General features: G+C 53.6%; 24 protein-coding genes. 11 read left to right on the forward strand and 13 right to left on the reverse strand.

The features are described 5' to 3' along the window. Positions 1-68: 68 nt before the first annotated feature. Positions 69-1,289, reverse strand: coding sequence for an aminotransferase-like domain-containing protein (locus NUS69_RS01380; protein WP_258084092.1), 1,221 nt, complete (start codon positions 1,287-1,289; stop codon positions 69-71). A 69-nt stretch (positions 1,290-1,358) separates the two neighbouring features. Here NUS69_RS01380 and gyaR point away from each other — a divergent pair, with 69 nt between their 5' ends. Further along, positions 1,359-2,363, forward strand: coding sequence for a glyoxylate reductase (gene gyaR, locus NUS69_RS01385; RefSeq protein WP_258084093.1), 1,005 nt, complete (start codon positions 1,359-1,361; stop codon positions 2,361-2,363). Positions 2,364-2,427: 64 nt separating this feature from the next. On the opposite strand, the gene NUS69_RS01390 is transcribed toward gyaR, so the two are convergent. Continuing rightward, on the reverse strand, positions 2,428-3,141 hold the full coding sequence (locus NUS69_RS01390) for a DUF72 domain-containing protein (RefSeq protein WP_258084868.1): 714 nt from the start codon (positions 3,139-3,141) through the stop codon (positions 2,428-2,430). 60 nt (positions 3,142-3,201) lie between these two features. On the opposite strand from NUS69_RS01390, the gene NUS69_RS01395 reads away from it, so the two are divergent. Next, complete coding sequence (locus tag NUS69_RS01395) at positions 3,202-4,749, forward strand: dihydropteroate synthase-like protein (protein WP_258084094.1); 1,548 nt, start codon at positions 3,202-3,204, stop codon at positions 4,747-4,749. 24 nt (positions 4,750-4,773) lie between these two features. Continuing rightward, complete coding sequence (dapA, locus tag NUS69_RS01400) at positions 4,774-5,655, forward strand: 4-hydroxy-tetrahydrodipicolinate synthase (RefSeq protein WP_258084095.1); 882 nt, start codon at positions 4,774-4,776, stop codon at positions 5,653-5,655. Positions 5,656-5,658: 3 nt separating this feature from the next. Here the strand turns inward: dapA and NUS69_RS01405 are convergent, their stop codons facing one another. After that, positions 5,659-5,958 (reverse strand): DUF3216 domain-containing protein, encoded by a 300-nt coding sequence (locus tag NUS69_RS01405; protein ID WP_258084096.1) that lies wholly within the window; start codon positions 5,956-5,958, stop codon positions 5,659-5,661. A 13-nt stretch (positions 5,959-5,971) separates the two neighbouring features. Continuing rightward, positions 5,972-6,730 carry a YchF/TatD family DNA exonuclease gene (locus tag NUS69_RS01410; RefSeq protein ID WP_258084097.1) on the reverse strand — a complete coding sequence of 253 codons (759 nt, stop codon included), beginning with the start codon at positions 6,728-6,730 and terminating at the stop codon, positions 5,972-5,974. Between the two features lie 72 nt (positions 6,731-6,802). On the opposite strand from NUS69_RS01410, the gene NUS69_RS01415 reads away from it, so the two are divergent. Then, entirely contained in the window at positions 6,803-7,777 is a 975-nt protein-coding gene (locus tag NUS69_RS01415; protein WP_258084098.1) for a DUF835 domain-containing protein, read from the forward strand. Here NUS69_RS01415 and NUS69_RS01420 read toward each other — a convergent pair whose 3' ends face one another. Together NUS69_RS01420 and NUS69_RS01425 are read right to left on the reverse strand one after the other, a co-directional pair. Further along, entirely contained in the window at positions 7,778-8,023 is a 246-nt protein-coding gene (locus tag NUS69_RS01420; protein ID WP_258084099.1) for a DUF504 domain-containing protein, read from the reverse strand. It lies immediately after the preceding gene. Continuing rightward, positions 8,023-8,742 carry an MBL fold metallo-hydrolase gene (locus NUS69_RS01425; protein ID WP_258084100.1) on the reverse strand — a complete coding sequence of 240 codons (720 nt, stop codon included), beginning with the start codon at positions 8,740-8,742 and terminating at the stop codon, positions 8,023-8,025. Before NUS69_RS01425 ends, NUS69_RS01420 begins: the two co-directional genes overlap by 1 nt. A 151-nt stretch (positions 8,743-8,893) precedes the next feature. Here NUS69_RS01425 and NUS69_RS01430 point away from each other — a divergent pair, with 151 nt between their 5' ends. The 3 genes from NUS69_RS01430 to NUS69_RS01440 are packed head-to-tail and all read left to right on the forward strand — an operon-like array spanning position 8,894 to position 11,095. Continuing rightward, complete coding sequence (locus tag NUS69_RS01430; protein WP_258084101.1) at positions 8,894-9,946, forward strand: M20/M25/M40 family metallo-hydrolase; 1,053 nt, start codon at positions 8,894-8,896, stop codon at positions 9,944-9,946. Between the two features lie 50 nt (positions 9,947-9,996). After that, positions 9,997-10,383: a hypothetical protein gene (locus NUS69_RS01435; RefSeq protein ID WP_258084102.1), complete on the forward strand. Its 387-nt coding sequence runs from the start codon at positions 9,997-9,999 to the stop codon at positions 10,381-10,383. Beyond that, positions 10,346-11,095, forward strand: a complete 750-nt coding sequence (locus NUS69_RS01440) for a hypothetical protein (protein WP_258084103.1) — start codon at positions 10,346-10,348, stop codon at positions 11,093-11,095. Before NUS69_RS01435 ends, NUS69_RS01440 begins: the two co-directional genes overlap by 38 nt. Here the strand turns inward: NUS69_RS01440 and NUS69_RS01445 are convergent. The 3 genes from NUS69_RS01445 to NUS69_RS01455 all read right to left on the reverse strand — a co-directional run bounded on the left by NUS69_RS01445 (position 11,076) and on the right by NUS69_RS01455 (position 16,143). Continuing rightward, entirely contained in the window at positions 11,076-12,149 is a 1,074-nt protein-coding gene (locus NUS69_RS01445; RefSeq protein ID WP_258084104.1) for an AAA family ATPase, read from the reverse strand. The two genes, NUS69_RS01440 and NUS69_RS01445, sit on opposite strands and share 20 nt — an antisense overlap. Positions 12,150-12,211: 62 nt before the next feature. Beyond that, positions 12,212-14,977 (reverse strand): DEAD/DEAH box helicase, encoded by a 2,766-nt coding sequence (locus NUS69_RS01450; protein ID WP_258084105.1) that lies wholly within the window; start codon positions 14,975-14,977, stop codon positions 12,212-12,214. Positions 14,978-15,006: 29 nt separating this feature from the next. Continuing rightward, the gene (locus tag NUS69_RS01455; RefSeq protein ID WP_258084869.1) at positions 15,007-16,143 is read right to left on the reverse strand and encodes an iron-containing alcohol dehydrogenase; all 1,137 of its coding nucleotides are present in this window, start codon (positions 16,141-16,143) and stop codon (positions 15,007-15,009) included. A gap of 118 nt (positions 16,144-16,261) precedes the next feature. On the opposite strand from NUS69_RS01455, the gene NUS69_RS01460 reads away from it, so the two are divergent. The 3 genes from NUS69_RS01460 to NUS69_RS01470 all read left to right on the forward strand — a co-directional run bounded on the left by NUS69_RS01460 (position 16,262) and on the right by NUS69_RS01470 (position 18,788). Continuing rightward, positions 16,262-16,537, forward strand: coding sequence for a hypothetical protein (locus NUS69_RS01460; protein WP_258084106.1), 276 nt, complete (start codon positions 16,262-16,264; stop codon positions 16,535-16,537). A 539-nt stretch (positions 16,538-17,076) separates the two neighbouring features. Further along, the gene (locus NUS69_RS01465) at positions 17,077-17,238 is read left to right on the forward strand and encodes a hypothetical protein (protein WP_258084107.1); all 162 of its coding nucleotides are present in this window, start codon (positions 17,077-17,079) and stop codon (positions 17,236-17,238) included. 272 nt (positions 17,239-17,510) lie between these two features. After that, complete coding sequence (locus NUS69_RS01470) at positions 17,511-18,788, forward strand: hypothetical protein (protein ID WP_258084108.1); 1,278 nt, start codon at positions 17,511-17,513, stop codon at positions 18,786-18,788. 178 nt (positions 18,789-18,966) lie between these two features. Here NUS69_RS01470 and mtnA read toward each other — a convergent pair whose 3' ends face one another. Continuing rightward, positions 18,967-20,037, reverse strand: coding sequence for an S-methyl-5-thioribose-1-phosphate isomerase (mtnA, locus tag NUS69_RS01475; protein ID WP_258084870.1), 1,071 nt, complete (start codon positions 20,035-20,037; stop codon positions 18,967-18,969). A gap of 55 nt (positions 20,038-20,092) precedes the next feature. Between mtnA and NUS69_RS01480 the strand changes: the two genes are divergently transcribed. Next, positions 20,093-20,635 (forward strand): NTPase, encoded by a 543-nt coding sequence (locus tag NUS69_RS01480; RefSeq protein ID WP_258084871.1) that lies wholly within the window; start codon positions 20,093-20,095, stop codon positions 20,633-20,635. Here the strand turns inward: NUS69_RS01480 and NUS69_RS01485 are convergent. From NUS69_RS01485 to albA, 3 genes are all read right to left on the reverse strand, one after another. After that, positions 20,625-21,155 (reverse strand): CBS domain-containing protein, encoded by a 531-nt coding sequence (locus tag NUS69_RS01485; RefSeq protein ID WP_258084109.1) that lies wholly within the window; start codon positions 21,153-21,155, stop codon positions 20,625-20,627. The two genes, NUS69_RS01480 and NUS69_RS01485, sit on opposite strands and share 11 nt — an antisense overlap. A 49-nt stretch (positions 21,156-21,204) precedes the next feature. Then, the gene (locus NUS69_RS01490; protein ID WP_258084110.1) at positions 21,205-21,855 is read right to left on the reverse strand and encodes an ArsR/SmtB family transcription factor; all 651 of its coding nucleotides are present in this window, start codon (positions 21,853-21,855) and stop codon (positions 21,205-21,207) included. Positions 21,856-21,966: 111 nt separating this feature from the next. Beyond that, on the reverse strand, positions 21,967-22,242 hold the full coding sequence (gene albA / locus NUS69_RS01495; protein WP_012571890.1) for a DNA-binding protein Alba: 276 nt from the start codon (positions 22,240-22,242) through the stop codon (positions 21,967-21,969). Between the last annotated feature and the right edge of the window lie 136 nt (positions 22,243-22,378).

The following is a 22,378-nucleotide window of genomic DNA, read 5'->3' on the forward strand; positions in this document are numbered from 1 at the left end:
CCCACTTGGATTTTATGGCTTAAGAACGTTCTTCCCAGATGGCATCGGAAAGGAAAAAGAATGGAGCGTCAGAATTTCCTGTGATAGAACTCCGCTAGCCTTTTGACACCCTCCAGTATCTCTTCCTCGCTCGGCCGTGAGAAGTTGAGGCGGAGTGCGTTTCCTCCGCTCTCGTCGGTGTAGAAAGGTTTTCCCGGAACCGTAACAACTCCGGTTTCCTCCATGAGCTCCGAGGCAAAGGCCATTCCATCGGCCCCCTCAGGCAGGAAGAGCATCACGAACATTCCCGCTATCGGCCGTGTGAATTCTGCCTCCGGGAGGCCCTCTTCGAGGGCTTTAAGCATTGAGTCCCTTTTTCTCTTGTATCCGGGCAGTGCCCTTTTGAGGTGGTATTCCTCGAAGTAGCCGCGCCTGATGTACTCCAGGGCTATGTACTGAGAAATGGTGGGGGCACAGAAGTCTATAGGGGACTTCTCCATGAGAACCTTCTTTCCTATGGCACCCCCAGCTATGAGCCAGCCGATCCTGAAGCCCGTTCCCATGACCTTGCTCAACGTCCCGACCACGATGACCCTTCCGGCGCCGTCCATGGCCTTCAGAGGCCTAGTTTTTCCCTCATAGCGCATGAAGTTGTATGCCGAGTCCTCCACTATGAGGAGGTCGTGCTCCTCCGCCACATCCAGCAGGGCCTTTCTCCGCTCCATGCTCATGGTTATCCCCATGGGGTTCTGCCCTGTTGGAATGGTGTAGATGAACTTAACCTTCTCCCCCCTGCTTTCAAGCTCCCTAAGTTTCTCTTCGAGGAGGTCTATCCTCATGCCCTCTCCGTCCATTGGGATTCCCACTATCCTCGCTCCGAGTTGCTCGAAGGCCAGTAGGCTGTTGATGTAGCTCGGGTTCTCGGTTATGACTATGTCGCCGGGGTCTATGAGAACCCTTCCCAGGAGGTCTATCGCCCCGGTTCCACCCACAGTAATGATTATCTCTGACGGATCCACCGTGTAGCCCTCGTATTTTTTGAGGAACCCTGAGAGCTCTTCCCTCAGCTCAGGGATGCCGTTTGCGGGGGTGTACATGACAGACTGGGGAACTTCCTCAAGGACTTCCCTGGCGAGCTCGCCGAGGACTTTTCGGGGTATGAGACTGGGGTCCGGGTCGCCCGCCGAGAGGCTTATGAGCTTTCTCCCCTTGGCCCTGAGCTCCGCGGCCTTTTTCATGACCTCTGCCAGTGCGGAACCCCTAATCCAGTTGGCCCTTCCGGCCAGAAACTTTATCTGCTCCATATCCATCACCCAACACGGACAGTAGCATTTAGATTTACGTCGAAATGATATATAAGGGTATTCGGGTGATGGGAAATGAAGCCGAAGGTCTTAATCACGCGCGCCATTCCCGAGAGCGGCATCGAGATGCTGGAGGAGCACTTTGAGGTCGAGGTCTGGGAGGAGGAACACGAGATTCCGAGGGAGGTTCTGCTTAAGAAGGTTCGAGACGTGGACGCTCTGGTTTCTATGCTCAGTGAGAGGGTTGATGGTGAGCTGTTCGATGCAGCACCGAGGTTGAAAATAGTCGCCAACTACGCCGTCGGCTACGACAACATAGACGTTGAGGAGGCAACCAAGCGCGGGATCTACGTCACCAACACCCCGGACGTTCTTACCAACGCCACGGCGGACTTCGCGTGGACCCTCCTATTGGCGACTGCGAGGCGCCTAGTTGAGGCGGACAGATTTACCCGCTCCGGCGAGTGGAAGAGGCGCGGTGTTGCCTGGCACCCGCTCATGTTCCTCGGTTACGATGTTTATGGCAAGACGATTGGGGTCATCGGCTTCGGGAGAATCGGCCAGGCTGTGGCGAGGCGCGCCAAGGGCTTTGGGATGAGGATTCTCTACAACTCGCGCACGAGGAAGCCCGAGGCCGAGAAAGAACTCGGCGCTGAATTCAAGCCTCTCGACGAGCTCCTTAGGGAGAGCGACTTCGTGGTTCTGGCCGTTCCACTGACGAAGGAGACATACCACATGATAAACGAGGAGAGGCTTAAACTCATGAAGCCCACCGCGGTACTCGTGAACATCGCGCGCGGAAAGGTCGTCGATACGGAGGCGCTCGTCAGGGCACTCAAGGAGGGCTGGATCGCTGGCGCAGGTCTGGATGTCTACGAGGAGGAGCCATACTACAACGAGGAGCTCTTCAGTCTGGACAACGTTGTTTTGGCCCCCCACCTCGGCAGTGCCACCCACGGCGCGAGGGAGGGAATGGCGGAGCTTGTGGCTAAAAACCTCATAGCCTTCAAGAACGGCGAGGTTCCGCCGACACTTGTAAATCGGGAGGTAGTGAAAGTTAGGGAGCCGGGGTTTGAGTGAAATCCGCCGGCGATGATGACGACACCCTCGTCTGACCCGTGATGAACTGGACCCGTGACTGAGCCTAAAGGAGATCCTTGAACCTCTTCGCGTCCCTGCACATGTTCGAGTTGTTAAAGAAGACGAAGCTCTCCGAGCGGTTCCAGCCGAGAACCCTCTCCTTCACCTTTTCGAGCTCCTCGTCGCTGTAGGAGTGCCTGTATATTATCCGCCCGTTCTCGTAGCGGCCGTGAAGCCTGTAATAGTTCGTCTCCACGCTGTGGAGCGGAATCCTCACGAGGGGGTCTGTAACGTCTATGACTCCAAACTCCCTCACGAAGCGCTTAACCCCCTCCTCGCTCCAGCCTCGAAGCTCAACCGCTATCTCAAAGTCTCCCCTCTCTGCCATCTCAAAGAAGCGCTCCGCGTTGGCGAAACTCTCCTCGCTCTCCCTGAAGCTCTTCGGCAGCTGGATCAGAATAAAGCGCGCCCCTAAAATTTCAGCCTCCCTCAGCGTCAAACGCCAGAAGTGGAGCACCTCGCTGTTGGGTCTTAACAGGCCTACATCCTTCCCCGGTTTCACGTTGCTCCTGCGCCACGTCGGGCTGTTCGGTGGGTGCGTCACACCCTGAAAGGCCTTGATGGCAAAGGTGAATCTCTTGGGAGCCTCCTTCCGCCAGCGTCCGAGCGTCTTCTCCTGAAGTACCCGGTAGAAGGTCTGCTGCACCTCTATGGCATCGAAGTCGCGGTAGTACTTTGCGTGGCTCTCGCAGAAGCCGCAGGTCCCGACGTGGATCATCCTCACCACCGAACTAATTTCCTCCAAAAGCCTAAATACTTTCGGGGCCAATTCCAACCCATGAAGTCACCCGAGCGGATCCTCCTTGTCACCGGCAGGCTCGCTGAGCCACTCGTGAGGAAGTACGGGAAAGGCTGCAACGTCTTCGTCACGCCGGTGAGCGTCGCGGCATTCCTTACTCCAGAGATGATAGTCCGCTACCTGAAAAAGGCTAAAGTCAGAAGTGGTGACTATGACCTGATTCTAATCCCGGGCCTCGTCCGCGGTTCTGCCGGGCTCATCGAGGATGAGATAGGGATTCCAACGTTCAAGGGGCCGAGGAACGCGATGGACATCCCCCAGACGCTTAAAGCCCTGGGCGAGGGCTTCAAGCTCAGCAAAGAACTCCCGGCTGACGAGCTCTTCTCCGTTGATGCCCTAAAGCGCGTCGAGGATATCAGGAATAAGACCAGAAACCGGCGCTACATCGAGAAGGCCCTCAAGAAGCCGTGGAACGTCCTCATCGGAAACCTTCCCGCGGGAAGGGACTTCCCGGCGAGGATTCTGGGAGAGGTGGTGGATGCCCCACGGCTTGGGGTTGAAAAGAGCGTTGAGAAGGCCCTCTACTACCTCCGCGAGGGTGCCGATATAATCGACATCGGCATGACCGCCGGGGAGACCAACCCCGACTTCATCGAATTGCTTCCTGAAATCCGTGAGAGGCTTGAGGAGAACGGCTTTGACGTCCCGATAAGCTTCGACTCGCTCAACACTGCTGAAATCGAGAAGGCGCTCGACTACGCTGACCTCTTCCTGAGCGTTGACGAGGGGAACCTTGAGGAGCTCGTAACGGAGAAGCCCGTCGTTTTAATCCCCACGAACCAGCGGGAGGGCTTCTTTCCCACCAGACCTGCTGAGCGTGTGGAATTTCTTGAGAGACTGAAGGAGAGAGCCATCGACCTCGGATACAGAACGGTAATCCCCGACCTGATTTTGGAGCACGTTCCCCATCTGGCGCGCTCCATCACCGCCTTCCAGCTCTACCGCGAGAGGAATCCGGACGACGTTCTTCTAGCTGGAGTCGGCAACGTAGTCGAGCTCTACGACGCGGACAGCGTTGGGATGAACGCTTTACTAGCAGGAATAGCGAAGGAGCTCTCGATAAACCTCCTCCTTACGACCGAGACGAGCGCTAAAGCCAAGGGCTCCGTGAGGGAGCTGAAACGGGCTGTTGACATGAACCTCTTCGAGATGCCAAAGGATTTGGGCTTCGACCTGCTCCTTCTGAAGGAAAAAAGAACCGCGGACTGGCGGTTTGAACCCGCCAAGGCGATAGTTGCGGCCGAGGAAAAACCTGTGGAGCTTGAGCCCCTCTATTTCCGGATTTGGGTCGAGCACGGGAAGATCTGGGTCAATGCCCACCGCGGGACGGAGGCAGTTCTCACGGTAGTCGGTGAGGAGCCGAATGCAATAATCGATACCCTCCTTGAGCGCTTTGAGATAAGCCCGAGGCACGCCTTCTATCTCGGACGGGAGCTGGAGAGGGCTAAAACGGCGCTGAAGCTCAGGAGGAGCTACGTCCAGGAGGTCGAGCTTTTCAAGGATTTCTACCTCTGGGGTAACCTTTAACTCCTGAACGCACAACTCCCAATGATGCCTATGCTGAGGGGAGTCTTTGTTCCGCACGTTACGCCCTTCGACGAAAGAGAGGATGTAAACTGGGAGCTCCTGAGGGAGCTGGTTCACCGCTTCGAGGATGCCGGCCTCAACGGCCTCGTGACTCTTGGCAGCAACGGCGAGTTTCCGTACCTGAGCTTCGAGGAGAAGCTTGAGGTCGTCGGAATAGTCCGCGAGGAAAGTTCTCTCCCGGTGATAGCCGGCGCCACCGAGAACTCGACGAGAGAAACCATACGCCTCGGAAAGGCCCTCCTTGACCTCGGCGTTGATGCCCTTCTCGTCGGCCCGCCGTACTACTTCAAACCGTCTCCGGTGGAGCTTTACGAACACTACTCCCGGATAGCGGATTCTCTGGATGGCCGCATAATCCTCTACAACGTCCCCAAGTTCACCGGAATTAACGTTCCGCTGGACGTTATCGAGAGGCTTGTCGGGGAGCACTCGAACGTAATCGGCATTAAGGACTCAAGCGCGAACATGGGGAGGATAACCGAGCTCCTGAGGCGCATGGAGGATAAGTTCACCGTCCTTGCTGGAACGGCTGACGTCATGTATCCTTCGTGGCTATTGGGAGCCCACGGCGCAGTAGTGGCCGTTGCCAACGTCGTTCCGGAGCTCTGCGCCGAACTCTACCGGGCATTTCTCGGGGGAGATCAGGAGAGAGCAGGGGAGCTCCAGCTCAAGATAAACCTCGTCAACGAGGTCATCGTGAAGAGATACAGCCAGATAAGTGCCATAAAAGCGGCCATGAAGCTTAGGGGCTGGAAGGTCGGAAGGCCGAGGCTTCCCTCCATGCCCCTGCAAAAAGATGCCGTCGAGGATATAAGAAAGACCCTCACGGAAGTGGGGGCGCTCTGATTTTTACTCCAAGTTTTCAAAGATAGGTGGCTTTGGCTTCCTGAATCTGGCGTCGAGCTCGGCCCTCCTTTCGCTGACCCTTTCCAAGAGCTCGCTCACCTTTTTGTTCTCCGGATGCTTCCTCCTCAGGCTCACGAGAATGCCCTCCGCGAAGCCGAGGAGGGATACCTCTATGAACTCGCTCCCCTTCTTGCTCTCAAGTCCTTCGTTCAGCCTCACGAACGAGTCTATCCTCTCGACAAGTGTGGTCTCATTCAGCTCCTCGCAGAGGGCTCTGAGCTCTTCAATCTCTTGGACCTTCACACCGGCACCCCCTTCAGATCCTTAGGCCGAAGAATTCAAGGGCGTTTCCCTCGGTTATCCCCTCAACTTCCTCAAAGTCAACCCCTTTAAGCTTTGCCACCTCCTCGATGACCACCCTGACGTTGCACGGGGTGTTCCTCTGCCCCTTCACCGGGCTCATGTACGGCGCGTCCGTCTCTGCCAGTACGTTTTCAATTTCAAGTGCCTCAGCGGCGGTCTTCACCTCGGGGATGAAGACTATTCCGGTGTTTATCCCGATGAGATGCCCGTTCTCGGCTATCTCCTTCGCCAGCTCAACGCTTCCGGAGAACGAGTGGAAGTACGCCCTAGCACCTATCCTCTGGACGAGCTCAAAGGCCTCCCGCTCGGCCTCCCTCGCGTGTATCACGACGGGCAGGTCGAGTTCGAGGGCAAGCTCTAAGAAGTGCCTGAATATTGCCCTCTGGTTCTCCCTCTGCCTCTCGTTCTCGGCGTAGTGATAGTCGAGGCCTATCTCCCCGACGGCGACTATCTCCTCCGAGTGCTCGCGGATGAAGTTCTCGACCTTCTCCACCTTCTCCCAGTTGCCCCTTCTCGCTTCGTTGGGATGGTAGCCAAGCGTTGGGATTACGAATCCGAAATACGGTTTCAGAAGTTCCCAGCTCTTCCAGACGTGGGCTTTACGGTACTCGGTTATCGAGTCAATTACTGCCTTCAGCTCCTCTCTGCATTCCTCTATCATGCGCGGTGCGTCCCTCTTGTAGAACTCGAAGTGAGCGTGTGCGTCTATCATGGTCGGCCCTTCACAAACGTATAGAAAAGCTTTTCCGTTGTTCGTTGGAATAATCACTGGAGGTCACCATAGATGGAAAATAAAGAGAGCGTCACAGGCAGCATGCGTGATATTGTGGAAGCCCTGAAAAACAAGTCCCCCAAAGAGCTTCTGAGCTACGCGATATTCAACGAGAGGGAGGAGGCAAAGTACTACTCAAACCTCGCGGCTAAAGTTGACAGGGCGAGCGTTAAGGCCCTGTTTCTGAAGATGAGCGAGGACAGTAAGGGCCACCACGACTGGCTGTACAGGCTCTTTAAGAAGATGTATCCCGACGAGGAGCCGGTTAAGGTCGATGCTCCGCCCGTTGAGGTCGCCCCCTTTTACCCCGAATTTGAAAGCGTTGAAGATTACATTTCGGCACTGAAGTACTGCATGGAGAGCGAGCTGTTTGCGAAGAAGACCTACGAACTCCTGGCGAAGGTTGCCACTGATGAGGAAAGCCGGGCTTTTGCCCTCAACCTGGCCGCGATGGAGGAGGACCATTACCAGTCGCTCCGCAAGATGTACGAGCTCATACTCTCTCTGGAGGAGCAAGAGATACTTCCGGAAAAGCTCGGACCCGGGGGATACCTTTTCACGGACGAGCTCAAGGCAAAGTACTTCATCATTGACCTTATGAAAAGCGGGGTTTTACTCTCTGCGGCCGTCAGGGAAAAGCCCGAAAAATTCCTTGAGATGTTCGATGGAGCGAGTATCCGAGTGGTCTGGATAACCAAGACGGAAGTGGAGGACTCCATCCGGCCGGATGAGATACCCATCCTTAAAAAGAGGTTCTGCAGGTTCCTGAAAGAGACCTCCGAAAAGGGCGAAACGGGTGCCGTGTTCCTTCAGAACCTTGGCTACTTAGCGCTTGAACTCGGCTTCCGGAACATGATGGACGTTGTCCTCTACCTGAAAGACTGTGCTCTCCTTCACGATGGATACATACTGGCAACAGCGGTTGAAGATGCGTTCAGTCCGCGCGAGTGGGCACTTCTGACGTCCGAACTTAGAAAGATATCCTGATCAGAGCTTCCGCGTTTCCCACACCACGGTTCCATTCTTTTTGACAACCCTGAGGATGCGGTGGTAGGGTATCTGGGCCTCTCCGACGAAGAAGTATCCGTGCCCGAGCTCGATCATCTCAACGGGAATCTTCTTGACATCGCCGTAGGCCCCGCGGTGCTCGATGACTATGTAGTAGTCGCTCTCATTCTCCCGCGGGTCATACTTTATCTTCGCCAGAACTTCCTTCACCGAGCCCTTCCGCATCAGAGCCACCCCAGAAGGCCGTTGATGTTCTCCTCCCACTCCTTGATGACCCAGCCGTGTCCGGGGAGACCGAAGTCAACGTCGTATTTGAGGAGTCTTTCGAGGCTCTTCTGGAGCTTCCAGCCGTTTCCAGTTGGCAGATCAGTCCTCCCGACAGTACCGTTGAAAAGGGTGTCCCCCGTGAACATAATCCTGGTTTCGCCGTCATCAAGGTAGAGACAAGAGCTTCCCGCGGTGTGGCCGGGCGTGTGAATCAGCTCCAGCTCCAACGAGCCTATTCTGAGCCTGTCTCCTTCCTTCATATGAATGTCGACCTTCTGCGGCTTGGACTTCCTCCCGTAGGCGTATGCGAGGATGACGTAGTCGTCTCCCCTTTCAAGAACCTCTGCGGTAGTCTCGTGGGCTGCGAAGAACACCTCTATCCCTTTCTCCTCCAGCCAGTTCTTCAGGACGTAGTTTCCCCCAACATGGTCGAAGTGCTCGTGGGTGTTGAAGATTACCGCCCTTCTTATTCCTGTGAGGTGGCCCTCCCTTTCCCAGATCTGGGCGTAGGCGTGCCAGTTGACGCCTGTGCCGGTGTCTATTATTAGGGCATCCTCTCCACTTCTCACCAGGTATACGTTGGAATCCCACCCGATGCCTCGGAGCATCACGGTATGAGGGGGAACCTCAACCGGCACCAGTTCCCGCGGGAACTCCTCGATGGAGCTTATCTTCATGATCTCACCTCCAAGGGGGCTCGAGGGGGGACCGCTTCTTCATCTCGGGGGGAGCGAGTCCCCGTCAGGAGGGATGAATCTCTTCATCGCCCCATTGAATTAAGCGGGGAGGTTTATAAACTCAATCGCAAAAGCTCATTAGGTGACCCAAATGAAGACCGAACGCGCGAAGGAGATACTCCTTCAGCTCTTGAAGATACCCTCCCCCTCTGGAGGAGAAGACAGGATAATGCTCCACATCATGGAGTTTCTCCACAGGTTGAACTACGATGTCCACATCGAGAGCGACGGTGAGATAATAGATCTGGTCGTAAACCCTGAGGCAGACCTCTTCTACGAGGTTCACGTGGACACGATTCCTATGAGGGCCAAGCCCTTCTTGAGGGGCAACATCGTCTATGGAACGGGTGCGAGCGATATCAAGGGAGGGGCTGCCGCCATACTCCTAATGCTTGAGAACCTGCGCAAGGAAGGGAAGGAACTCAACGTCGGCATCGTCTTCGTCAGCGACGAGGAACACGGTGGAAGAGGAAGCGCCCTCTTCATGGAGAGGTATAAACCAAAGATGGCCGTTGTCCTTGAGCCGACCGACTTGGAGGTTCACATCGCCCACGCCGGCAACATCGAGGCCTACTTTGAGGTGGACGGCAAAGAAGCCCACGGTGCCTGTCCGGAGAGCGGTGTCAACGCCATCGAGGAGGCCTACAAGATGCTGGAGGAGATGAAGAACCTCGAACCATTCAAGAGAAAGGGCAAGTACTTCGACCCCCACATCGGCATCCAGGAGCTGGTCTGCGAGAACCCGGTCTATCTAATCCCCGCGCTCTGCAAGGGGAGGCTTGAGGCGAGGCTTTTGCCCGACCAGGAAGTTGAGGACATACTCGACCTGCTCGACCCAATATTCGACGAGTACACGCTGAAGTACGAGTACACGGAGATATGGGACGGCTACGAGCTTGAGCCGGACGAGGAAATAGTCCAGCTGGCGAAGAAGGCGATGGAGGTTACCGACATAGACGAGTTCGGCGGAATGCGGAGCTGGACGGACGCCATAAACTTCATGTACAACGGGACGAGGACGATAGTCTTCGGGCCGGGCAACCTCGACATATCGCACACCAAGAACGAGCACATCGACGTGAGGGATGTTGTCACTGCCAGCGAGTTTTTGAAGGCCCTGAACGAGATTTACGGGAAGGGCTGAACCCCCGTACATACTCAACCTTTTTAAGCAGGACCCCCCACCGGTAACTGGTGGGGGGCCAAATTTTCGTCGAAGCGTTATCAGGTGCATATCACCTGAGCCCTTCCATGACTGCTCTTTTGATGTTGGAAACGTTTATCTTTTCCAGCGCCGTAGTTGAATGGGTGGTGGGCTTGTCGCTTCTGGCATTGAGGGGAATGTTCATCTTCGGAGGGAAAAAGGAGAAATCAAGCAAAGAAAAGGAAACTGCGGTCCCGAAGAGCTTGAGAGATAAGGTAAGAATAGTAGTAATGCACCACGGAAAGGGGTTGTATTACCTGCTCAGCCGCGCAACGCCGGAACAGGACGTTGCCAAGATTGCGAAGATTCTGGATCACAACCCGCAGATAGGTCAACCGAATGCAACACAATGGTCCGAATACAAAAAAATACGTTGACGAGGCAACGCCGGAGGAAAAAATAATAGCTGTTCACTATCCTTTGCTCCACGCGTTCCTTGCGGTGGCAATGGCGTACCATACGGGTGTTCACAGCAAACGATCTGCTGACGCCGTGGAAGGCCTACTGAATGCACTATACACAAACAGGAGAGATTATGCTTATATCAAACAGAACTACAAGCAGCTCGCGGAAGCACTTGCATATCAGGCTGCAAAGAGAAAAATCACCGCTGATCCTGAAAAAACTGCGAAAGTAATGGAAAATGCGTTCGAGAAGACGTTCAAAATCATAGATAAGTTACTCCCAGAAGTAAATGAAAAGAACCTCGAGATACTTGGGAGGACAATACATAAACACACCGACGACCCCTTCGTCGTTCTCCGGAACGCAGGCATCGACATAGAGCCAGAACTGGAGGAGTTCAGGCAGTTCCTGGCGGAGATCAGCGGGAAGAAGATAGAACCGGCAAAATCGGTCCATCCTTCCTTGGGGGACTCCGAATTCCCGCCCGAGGTCCTCGCCGTGGCAAAGGCCCTCGAATTCTCGGACTTCTCAAAGGGCGCGATGAAAAAGGCTGAAGAAGAGCTCCTGAAGCTCATCGACCTTTTCATCGAAGAGAACAACGCTCAGGCTCTGTTCCACGCGGTCAAGCTCCTCAGGCTTGTCCAGAAGGGGAACGTGGAGGGGATTAAAAGGTTCGGAGGCTGAACCTGAGAACGGCCTTCCTGAGCGGCCTTTCGGGAATTACATAACGGCCCCTTCTTGGGCGGAGAAGCAAACCCGCATCCACGAGGTTTCTTAGTATGTTCTTTATTCTCACCTCCGAGAGCCCGAGAACTGCCTTTACCTCGGTTATTATCTCCTCCGTGCTCGTTCCAGAGGAAGGTCCCTTGGCAACCCTCTTGAGCGCGACGATGTAGCCCGGGGAATGGTATATCCGGATAAAGTTTCTCAGGTCCTCACTCCAAAGCCTGACCGCGTAGTTCATGGTCTCCTCAAGGGCCCGGGAATGGGGCAGGCCCTTTGTCCTCAGTTTCCCGTAGTACGCGAGAAATCCAGGAACCCCCGAGAGTTCGGTGGCGGCTTCTCTCAGCTCCTCTGGTTCAGCGCTGGGCAGGCCCCGTCTTAGGTACTCAAAACCTTCCTCGGCGTTCCAGCGTTCTATGTTGATTCTCTCCACATACCTGGCAAAGAAAGGCTTCTCCCCGCTTGGGTTTATCACCCTTTCAAGGAGGCCTGGCATTGAACCAGTGAGAACAACGGAAATGTTTTCGAATGAGTCTGAGATCGTCTGGAGCAATCCGAGCATGTTTAGGGGTGTGAATCGTGGAAGAACCTGGGCTTCATCAAAAACGATTATGGTTTTTGTTCCCTTTTTGTTTAGAAACCTTAAGAGGCCCAAAAACGCGTTCTGGAACTCCACGATGCTCCCCGGGCGGACGTCCATTTTGACGATACCCAAGTTCAATAAAGCCGAATACTCAAGTTTTCTCTGGGGAATCCTGAGTTTGACTGGTGTCAGCTCTGTATAGCTTATTGCTTCCCGCCCCATCCCAAAAGCAAGGTCGTAGTACAGATAGTAAAATCTCGAACCGTACTTGTTCAGGAAAACGTTTATGACGCTGGTCTTTCCCACCCGTCTGGGCCCGAGAACCGCCACAAACTCCCCGTTCTGGGTAGCTCCCCAAAGCATCTCAATGGCTCTCTTATGTGCCTCACCAAACAGTTCCTCCTCTTTTCTCACGGGCCGTGTGCTGAACAACGTAAACACCCATATACAAGTATTGGGGCGATACTTAAATAACTTTTGGTATTGGTAACCCGTTAGTCGTCTCCGTCTTCCTTCTTCTTATCCACCCAGAAGCGCCTCGTCCTTATGAACTGTCTCTCCCGCTCCATGAGGGCGACGAGGAGGGCATCTCCCTTGTACTGCGCCAGAATCCGAGCGGCTGTATCCGGACCGGTCCCGTAGCTGGCCAGTGCTAAGACGGCCTCAAAGCCGTAGCTGTCAACTAAATCGGCAGCTTTCAACAGCTTCCTATAAACCCTCTCCTCCTTCCTCTCCAGCGGCTTTCCGTGCCGGACCTTCTCAAGCACCGGGAGGAACTCCTCGGCATCTATTGGGTGGGCAACGGCGAGCATCTTCGAGCCGCAGCGCGGACACTGCCTCAGCCCTATGTTCTGAAGCCTCGTCACTTTTGTCTTCGAGTGCCATCCGCAGTTTGTACACACCAGAACGACCTCGTGGTCGAGCAGTCTCTTCCTGAACAGCTCCAGTACCTCGTCCCTTTCCAGGACGCCAGAGAGCAGGAACTCACCGCCAACGGTCATGTTCAGCCTTGCGAGCGTTGAAGGCTCTTTCCTTAAGGATGTCTTCACCCTCATCGTGCCCCTTTTGAGCATCTCAAGGATCAGCTCGCCCCTCTTCACATCGACCTTATCGTGGTACAGCTCGTTGAGGGTCTCCCGCTCAATAACCGTCCCCTCGAAGAGCCTCTCCACGCGCCTTATCTTCGCGTCCCTCCTCAAAGCCCCGAACCGCTTCGCCACGTTCAGCATCCTCCAGCGGTAGGCGTGGGAGTCCCTGAGGGCTCTCGCCACTATGAACTCCAGAGTTTCGGGCTCATGATAGAGGTAGCCCTTAACCTCCTCCGGGTTCAGCTGGAAGGGAGTCTTGAAGACGACTGCGTGGGCCTGTGCTCTAACCGAGAAGACCCTGCCGTAGCGCAGAATCAGAAATGAGTGGACCAGCCTTCCGAGGGCTTCGTTAGCTCGGTTTCCAAAGTCGGCGTGGATGACGAGCGCCTTGGGCGTGCTCTCGACAACGATGTCGCGGTCGGTTGAGAAAATCTCTCCCTTTATTTCTTCGAAGGCCCTCCTCAGCTCTTCCTCGCTGAACTCGACCCCCTCCAGAAGCTCGAGCGCCTTCTTGAAGTTGAAAGCCAACTCTCTCTTCAGCCTACCGACGTCGAGGGCAACGCTGAAGGGAACGGGAATCATCTCGCCCTCCCAGCTCGGTATCGCACTCTCCAGGCTCTTGCTCTCGCGGACCTTCAAAAGCCTTGCCTCGTCATCGATTTTAAGCACTATCCAGCTCCGCCCGTTCATCACGAAGTCCATGCCCTCCTCCAGGTCCATGACGAACCTCTCATCGAGGCGGCCGATGATGTGCCCGCTTCCAGCATCGAAGACCCTCCACGAGACCTCGTCCGGTATCGTCGAGAGGTTCTCGTAGTAGTACTGGAAGGCCCCTCTCCTCAGGTAGAGCAGGCCGCTCTCCTCGTCATAGCCTGCCAGCCGGGCATCCTCCAAAACACGGAGAACGTCGAGATAGTCTCCCCAGCTCAAATCCCTGTAAACGTAGGCCCGCCTCGCTATCTCGTAGGGCCTCTCGCGCGGGAGTTTCTTGTACTCGATGAGCAGGCCGACGACGAAGTGCCCCAAAACGTCCAGACCTCCAATCGGCTCGACGGCCTCAAAGCGCCCTTCAAGGGCGTGCTTCGCTATGATCAAACTCTGGAGGTAGTCCTCAACGTTGGAGGTGATCACGTAGGCCTCGCTGGTTTCACCGATGCGGTGCTTTGCCCTGCCGACGCGCTGAACCAAGCGGTTCACCTGCCTTGGACTCATGTACTGGATCACAACGTCAACGTCGCCTATGTCTATACCCAGCTCCATCGAGGAGGTGCATATCAGGGCCCTGATTTTCCCTTCCTTGAGGGCCTTCTCTGCCGCTATTCGGGCCTCTTTGGAAAGTGAGCCGTGGTGGACCTCGACCGACTTCCCCCATGCTTTCAGCCGGTGGGCAAGGATTTCGGCGAACTGCCTTGTGTTGGTGAATATCAGCGCCTTTCCATGCCTCTCGACTATACTCCAGAGGAGCCTCAGCCTCGCCGCTATCTCAGGGGAAAGGCTCAGCTCCCGGCCGAGCTTCTCGTCCTCTTCCGTAGGGGATGGATACAGCACGTGGAAGCGATATCGCTTTTTCCAGCTCGGCTTCACTATAGTATCAGCTTTCAGCCACTCCCTCACCTCGTCCTCGTTGCCCACCGTTGCCGTCATTCCGATTCTCCTGAAATCGGCTATCTCCTCCAGCCTTTCCAGCCCAAGAAGGAGTTGGGCGCCTCGTTTGTTATCCACCAGCTCAGCTATCTCGTCCACTATCACGAACTTAACGTTCTCGAGGTGCTTCCTGAGGGACTTGACGGTCAGAATCACGCCGAGGGTTTCGGGGGTTATGATGAGCATCTGAGGCGGATTTTTCGTCTGCTTCGCCTTTCTGTAAGCTGAAGTGTCGCCGTGCCTGACCTCAACCGTTATTCCGAGCTTTCTCCCCCACCATTCAAGTCTCTCAAGCAAGTCCCTGTTGAGTGCCTTGAGCGGCGCGATGTAGAGTGCAGAGATTGGTTTGAGTCCCTCCTCAAGGATTTCGTTGAAGACGGGTAGAACAGCTGCCCCGGTTTTGCCGGAACCGGTGGGGGCGATGATTAGAACGCTCTTTCCCGAGCTAACCTCCTTAAACGCGTCCTGCTGGAGTCTATTGAGCCTCCCGAAGCGCTCCCTGATGGCCTTCTTAAGGAGGAGGTGCATGGTGGAAAAAGGTATGGGAAGTTTATAAATCACTCCCCGTAGAGGGCCTTCAAATAGAGCTCTCTTATCTCCTCGGGTTTTGGCTCGACGGGGTTGAATGCCACAAGCCCGTCGCGGTAGGCCTTCTTGGCCATCTCCTCGACCCTCTCGGTGAAAGTCTCCTCATCGACCAGCTCGCCCAGTTTTGGAACGCCGAGCATCTCGTTGAGCTCCCTCACTACCTCGACCAGGTCCTTCGCGGTCTGGAAGCCAAGCTCCCTCGCTATCTCAGCGTAGCGCCTCCTCGCATAGTCGCTTTTGCTCGCGTTGAACTCCATCACATAGGGGAGGAATATCGCGTTGAGTAGGCCGTGAGGGCCAATCCATGCCGCTTTGTGGCTCATCGCGTGGCAGAGGCCAAGGCGTGCGTTAAGGAAAGCTATTCCAGCCATTGTTGCCGCGTAGTGTACCCTTGCCCTCGCCTCCTCGTCGCCCCTAACCGACAGCGGAAGCCACCTGTAAACGGTCTTTATCGCCTTAATTGCCATGGCGTCGCTGAAGGGATTGGCAACCTTCGTCGTGTAGGCCTCTATCCCGTGGACGAGGACGTCAAGGCCGGAATTCCTTGCGACTTCAGGGGGCATCGTCCTCGGCAACCTGGGATCGAGTATGGCAACGTCGGGCGCTATCTCGGGAGTGACTATGTTGTATTTGACGCCGCCCTTTTTCAGCACGCTCGCCCCCGAAACCTCACTACCGGCTCCGCTCGTCGAGGGTATCGCTATTAACCTCGTCCTCAGCTTGGGAACCGGCTTTGGCTTCGAAAACCTGTCTATGAAGGCAATCTCCTCGAAGTTCAGCCCGGGGGCATCGTAGAAGACCTTAAGGGCTTTTGTCGTGTCGATGACACTGCCTCCCCCCATGGCCACTAGAAGGTCGGGCTCAAACTCCCTCACCTTCGGCAGGAACTCCTCTATGACCTCAACGCTCGGCTCCGCCGGGAGGCCGGCTATCGAGAAGACCTCTGCACCGGCCTCCTTCACGTAGTCCTCGGCCTCGCTCAGGAAGCCGTGCCTCTTCATTGAACGGGAAGCCAAGATAAGAACGCGTTCGTGCCCCCTTACCTCCTTAGAGAGCCTTCTAAGGGAGCCCTCTCCCTCGATGAGTCTCGTCTTCAGCCAGAACATATCCACCACCGGTAAATGTTGGGTGGCTGAGCTTTTAACGTTCTCGGGGGATTTAACCACCGGTTTAAAACCTTCCGATTAAGAAACCCTTTAATCCGGGGGCTCAATTTAGCAGACGATGCTTGTTAAAGGTAAGATAATTGCAGAAAACGGCACGTTCCCCTTTGAAGTGCTGAAAACTGGCAGGGGGATATCGCTCCGGGTTGAGCTTTCCGAAGAACCTTTTGAGTATTCCACTGACTGCAGCTGCCTTGAGCCCCTTGAGCTTCTCGGCCTCCTGCTGCCGGCCATAGAGGAGGAAATCGGAGAGATAAAGGGAGTCTTCGTGGAAGAGGTTGTTGAGGAGAAGAGTTCTCCTTTGGAACGGCTCAAGAGAATACTCCGAGGAAAATGAGGAAAACGTTTTATTGGATGATGATCCAACATTAAACGGTGATGCTATGTCCCTCTCAGCGAGACGCGTTCAGCTCATGATAACCTATCCCCATCTCAAAAGATTCCTCAAAAAAGCTCCCTCTATTGAAGAGGTTAGGAACTCCTAAAGCACGTTAAGGGTGAGCTGAGCGAGGAAGTCATAAGGGAGAGGGAGGAGAAGTGGAGGTAGCATTTTTTGACACCAGTGCACTTGTGAAACATTACCACATTGAAATGAGTAGCTCCACTGTCAATGAGCCATGGAAAATTACGTCGTTGCAATCTCTGAGCTGGCCATACTTGAGATGACATCAGCGCTGAAATCGAGTTGCTAGCTAAATGGAAACGCGCTCGTGGGATTATTATTCGGCATTCCTTTTAAAATCACAAGCTTAGAGTACTCAAAGGGTTTTTATCTAAAATGGATGATGGGTAGCAAAACTATGCCAAACTCAAGCGGAACTTATCAAACTTTCAAAAAAACTTTTTTAATAAGATCATTGTTAGAAACGTAAACAGGTGGGTGGAATGGATTGGGTCAAGATTCAAGAGAAGTTACGAGTCCTGTTCTCTAGCGAAGATACGGTTGATAAGATAGTTCAGAACCCCTGTTTTCCAAATGAAAAATGCCTAAAGTACCGGATTGAAATAGACTGGCTTGCCCATCAATCCCCTCACTAGTAAAGGCTTTATTCACTGATCCAGTCCGCTTTGAAGAAGCAGTCTTCTCAGCACTATCATCTAATGATTATCGAACCGACATTCCATTCGAGTTTTACCTATATAACGGCCCCACTTACATTGGCCCTGAAGATATACTCCACCCTTCAGACCTGCGCAAGCTAAAAACACCAAATGTGGTGAGATTATTCGCTAGAATCTCAGCCGTAAGATACTCAGGAGACGCTTTAATCTACGTCGCCGGATTTAAATGCTATGACTGTGGAAACGTAATGTTCAGGTACTACACTCCCGGAAGTCCATTGCCGGAACCGAAACAATGCGATGCTTGTGGAGGCAGGCATAATATTAAGTTAGAACCATCCATATCCCAAATATTTGATTTCCACGAGTTTGAAGTTACCATAAAAGATCCAATAACAGGTGAACAGGTTCAACTCCCCGTGATATTCATATTTGACGACGAGACTCCAAGCAAAAATTTGCCTCATCTTGGGGAGGATGTCCAGATTATTGGGATCCTGCGGTACAGTCATTACACCAAAGAGAAGGCAGTACCACTAATTGAAGCATTTAATGTGGAGAAATTATCTCCTAAACCCATTCGCCTTCAAGATGAAGTTAAAAAAAGTGAAGGAGAATGGAATACCCTCAGAAAATCTCTACAAGATGTCTCCTATGATGTGCTCGCTAATTACCTGCTTCCTGGTAAGATCCCAACTGAGGAGAAATTACTCCTTCTTGGATTGATGCTAGCACCTTTTAAAGAGGAATATGGACTGAGTGAGTCCCCAAGTGCATTGTTCGTAAGATGTGGAGAAGTCCCCCATGCATCTCGCTTGTTCCAGTCTGCATGGAACTACGAAAAGCTGGCCCCTTGGCTTGTGGGATACTACAATGCACTCGTTAGAGATGGGCCATTGTTATTAACCAAGGGTAAAGAATTCTCCCCAATTTTCGGGGACAACAAGCCCACTTTAAGAGCTGAGGAGATGCTTCTTTACAAGTGGGGAACTTTGTTGATTGACCATGGGGAGACCCTTTCCAAGAGGGAATTAAGCAGAATTGCACATTGGATTAGTGAGGGAGAGATTTATGAAGAACTTGGGAGATGGGTAAGATATCGGATTTCAGGTGGGACAAGGGTTGCGATGAGTATTAAGTTGAAGAATAGTGTTAAAGATCCAAGAAAAGCTTTGAACCGGGTCTTTGGTTATCCTGATCACGCGAAGTTCTGGTTTGTTTATTTCGAGAATAATGATCCTCTAAGAGAAGAATATAATATTCATCTCCCAATCCTTCCAGATCAATATGAGATTATGTACTTTGCCGCTTTACATTCGTTGGAGGTAGATGTGGATAGAGAGCGTTTCAGAGAGTTCATGAGTTGGTTTGTGGATAATCGTGAGAGTGCTACTCAATGGGGTGGTTTTAGATTGATGAATGGACTGTATCAGTTGGCTAAAGGCCTTGCAGCGTTAAAGTTCAAGAGAGTTGCCGATGAAGAAGTATTTGAAGTTCTAAGACGTATTAGTATGCACTTAGTTTGAGCAAGCAACTCTCATCTTGGAATCTAAGCCCTGCAAGAAGCCTTTGGCAGGACTTCACCTGAGTGCTCGCTTGGTTAATTATGTCTCAACTCTAAAGCTGACTGACATTATATTGAGTACTGAAGAGCAGACTCGGGAAATTAGAGTGTTTCATAAGGAGAAGTTGTTGGAAAAGGACTCACTCTTTCCTAAACAACCTCTTCAAATTCCTCTCGAAGGGCGGGTAAATAACGCCCATGTCGGTTATTATGCCCGTTAAGTACTTGTGGGGCGTGACGTCGAACGCTGGATTGTAGACGTCCACATCGGGAGCAATCCTACAGCCGCCGCAGGTGAGGACTTCCTCCGGCTTTCTCTCCTCTATGGGTATCTCCTTTCCGCTCTTGAGGCTCATGTCAATCGTTGACAGCGGCGCGACGGTGAAGAATGGAATCCCGTGCTCCTTGGCGAGGATAGCCAGGGTATATGTACCAATCTTGTTGGCAAAGTCGCCGTTGGCCACTATCCTGTCGGCACCTACAATTATAGCGTCAACTTTCCCCTGTTGCATCACAAAGCCGGCCATGTTGTCGGATATAAGCTTGAGCGGAATGCCGTCGTAGTGATACTCCCAGGCGCTGAGGCGGGCACCCTGAAGGACCGGCCTCGTCTCGTCCACCCAAAGGAGTTTGAGGTTCCCATCGCGGTGCATCACCCTCAGAACTGCCCCGACCGTTCCGAGCTGGACGGTTGCCAAGCTTCCGGCGTTGCAGTGCGTTAGAACGTTGCCCTCAGGCAAAGCCTCTGCTCCGTAGTGTCCCATCCTGAGGTTGGCCTCAACGTCCTCGTCCGCTATCCTTTGGGCTTCATCAACTATGAGCTTCTTTATCTCGCCGAGCGGGCTTTCAAGGTTCTCCTCAACGAGCCTCTTAATCCTGTTAAGAGCCCAGAAGAGGTTTACAGCCGTCGGCCTCGTGTTCTTCAGCCTGTCATAGGCACGATAAAAGCCGTCCATAAACTCGTCTTTGGTTTTGGCCTTCGTTGTGTCCGCGTAGAGGGCTAAACCGAAGGCAGCAGCCGCTCCTATCGCCGGTGCACCGCGGACTTTCATCGTGACTATCGCTTCCGCGACTTGGTCAACGGTCGTCAGCTCTATCGTCTTGAACTCCCCCGGCAAAAGGGTCTGGTCTATCATGATGACCTTTCCACCCTCATAACTCACGCTTCTCGGAAGCCTCGTTAGCTCCTCTGGCCTGTATCTTACCTCCACAGACACCACCCCAAAGGGTTTAAGGGAGGAGCTTAAATCTCCTTCGGTGGTTGAAATGACGCTGAGAATATTCGTGACCGGTCCTGCCGGTGTTGGAAAGACAACACTCGTAGAGAGGGTTGCCAAAGAAGCCGACCGCTGGGGCTATCTTGTCGGCGGAATGATAACCAGAGAGGTGCGCAGAAACGGCAGGAGGATTGGATTCAAGATCACCGCACTCGACACGGGGGAAGAGGGAACCCTCGCCAGCATCAGGGGGACTTCCCATTTGCCAGGGGTCCCCTTCGGGAAGTACGTTGTCCACGTCGATGAGATAAACCGCGTCGGCGTTTCAGCGATAAAACGCGCCCTGGTTGAAGCTGATTTAATAGTTATAGACGAAATCGGCCCGATGGAGTACAAGAGCGATGAGTTCGTAAAGGTTATGGGGGAAGTCCTGAAATCCGAAAAGCCCCTTCTAGCTGTTGTGCACAGAAAAATGGCCGATAAGTTCCGCCCCCTTGGAAAACTTCATACACTGAGCGTCGGGAACAGAAACAGGGCCTTCGCTGAGGTGCTCGATGAAGTTATGAAAGAACTGAAGGGAGTCAGAGGTTGAGGCTGTCCTTGCAGCTCTCGCATATCCACTTCTCGCCGCCCTCGATGTAGACCTTGTAGAGCGGCCCGTACTGACCGCAGAGCTCGCAGATTCCGTAGACCTCGGTCTCCTCACTTACCTCTTCCTCTTCACTGCTGTAGGTGTTGAGTGCAGCGAGAAGATCAGCGGCGGTAACAAAGCCTATCGGCTTTCCGAGCCTCGTAACGAGGAGCCTCCTGATGCCCTTCTCCATCATCCTGTCAATGGCATCGCTTATATCGTAGTCGTCCTCGATTGTTATTGGCTTCTTGGTCATGACTTCTTCGACTTTCACTTCCTTGGGGTCACGTCCCCTTGCCACGACCTTGTCGAGTATGTCGCGGTCGGTTATTATCCCAACGATCTCGTCGCCCTTAACCACAACGGCACTTCCTACTTTGTTCTTTGAGAGGATTCTGGCGACTCTGTGGACGGTGTCGTCCGGCTTGACGATGACTGCCTTCCTCTTAACCACTTGCCCCACGGCTATCCTAGGTGCCATTTTATCACCTCGCCAACGGGGGTTAGGAGAGAAACTTAAAAAGCTTTCTTCAAAGACGGCGCCTCAGGAAGTGTGAGGCCAGGAGAAACGTTAAGACGAACGCCGCAACGGCGAGAATTATTGGGACGTTTGAGCCTGCACTTTCCACTGCATGGATTGGTGACGTCGTTGCCTGGGGGATTGCAGACGTGCTCGTGTTAACTGCCATCGGAACTATCGACTTCTCGGGCGTCGACATTACGGTCATATTGCCTGCCTCGTACGTGGCGTTAGCTCCCAATGTTGTCATTGGAGCCAGCAGTTCCTTTGAAGCAGCGTACACTCCAGCGGAAATGAGGCCGGCTATCGAAAGGCTGATGACATGGAGCCTCTCAAAACCGAGAACTGTCTTCTTCTTTACCTTGGCGACGCTTTTTCTCGGGACGAGAAGAATCGGCCTGTTGGAGGCCCTGTAGAGCTTGACCTCCTGGAGCCTCTTCCCATACTTCTTTCCCGCGACCTCGATGAGGCCGACCTTGAGCATCTTGTCTATGTGGTACGAGACGGTGGAAATTGGAAGTTCCAGTTCGCGAGATATCTCACTCATCGAAAGGACCCGATCCTCTAGAATATGGAGGATGGCTATCGCTTTTTCGTTTATCAGTATCTGTGCGAGTTCTTTCGCCCTTTCGTCGTGGATATCTATGGTCTCATAGTCCAAGCGGCGCCACCCGGGAAGAATACGGCGGGAATGTATTAAAGGTTTTCACAGCTTCAAGTTCACTTGAAGTCAACAGAATGGCGTGAGAGTAAAAGGAAAGGAAGCTTAAATTCACGGCTTCTCAAGGATGATCTCGATGGTCGAGGTGTTGGCGGTCCTGCCGTCGGCAGTCGGGAGCTCCTCGGTGCCGATCTTGATCTCCTTGACCCTGACCTCTGGGAGGAACCTGTTCCTGACGATCTCAGCGACGTCAACGGCCCTGCTGATGGCCCTACCGCGAGCCTTGACGCTGACCTCCTTAGCGCCCTCGTTGAACTGGGTTATCACGGCGAGGACGTAGTTCATAACCGGCTTCTTTCCGATGTAGACGACATGCTCCTCTGCCATCTTTGGCACCTCCGGGAATTTTGTCGTTAACCTGTCGTGGGATTTTGGTTAAATACTTTTCGGTATTTTCCCTGCTTTATTGGACAATCCTGTGGCTTTAATGGATTAATCGAATGTTCATCCATGCTCCTGCAAA

The sequence above is a fragment of the Thermococcus thermotolerans genome, from assembly GCF_024707485.1.
In the GTDB taxonomy this organism is placed as follows: domain Archaea; phylum Methanobacteriota_B; class Thermococci; order Thermococcales; family Thermococcaceae; genus Thermococcus; species Thermococcus thermotolerans.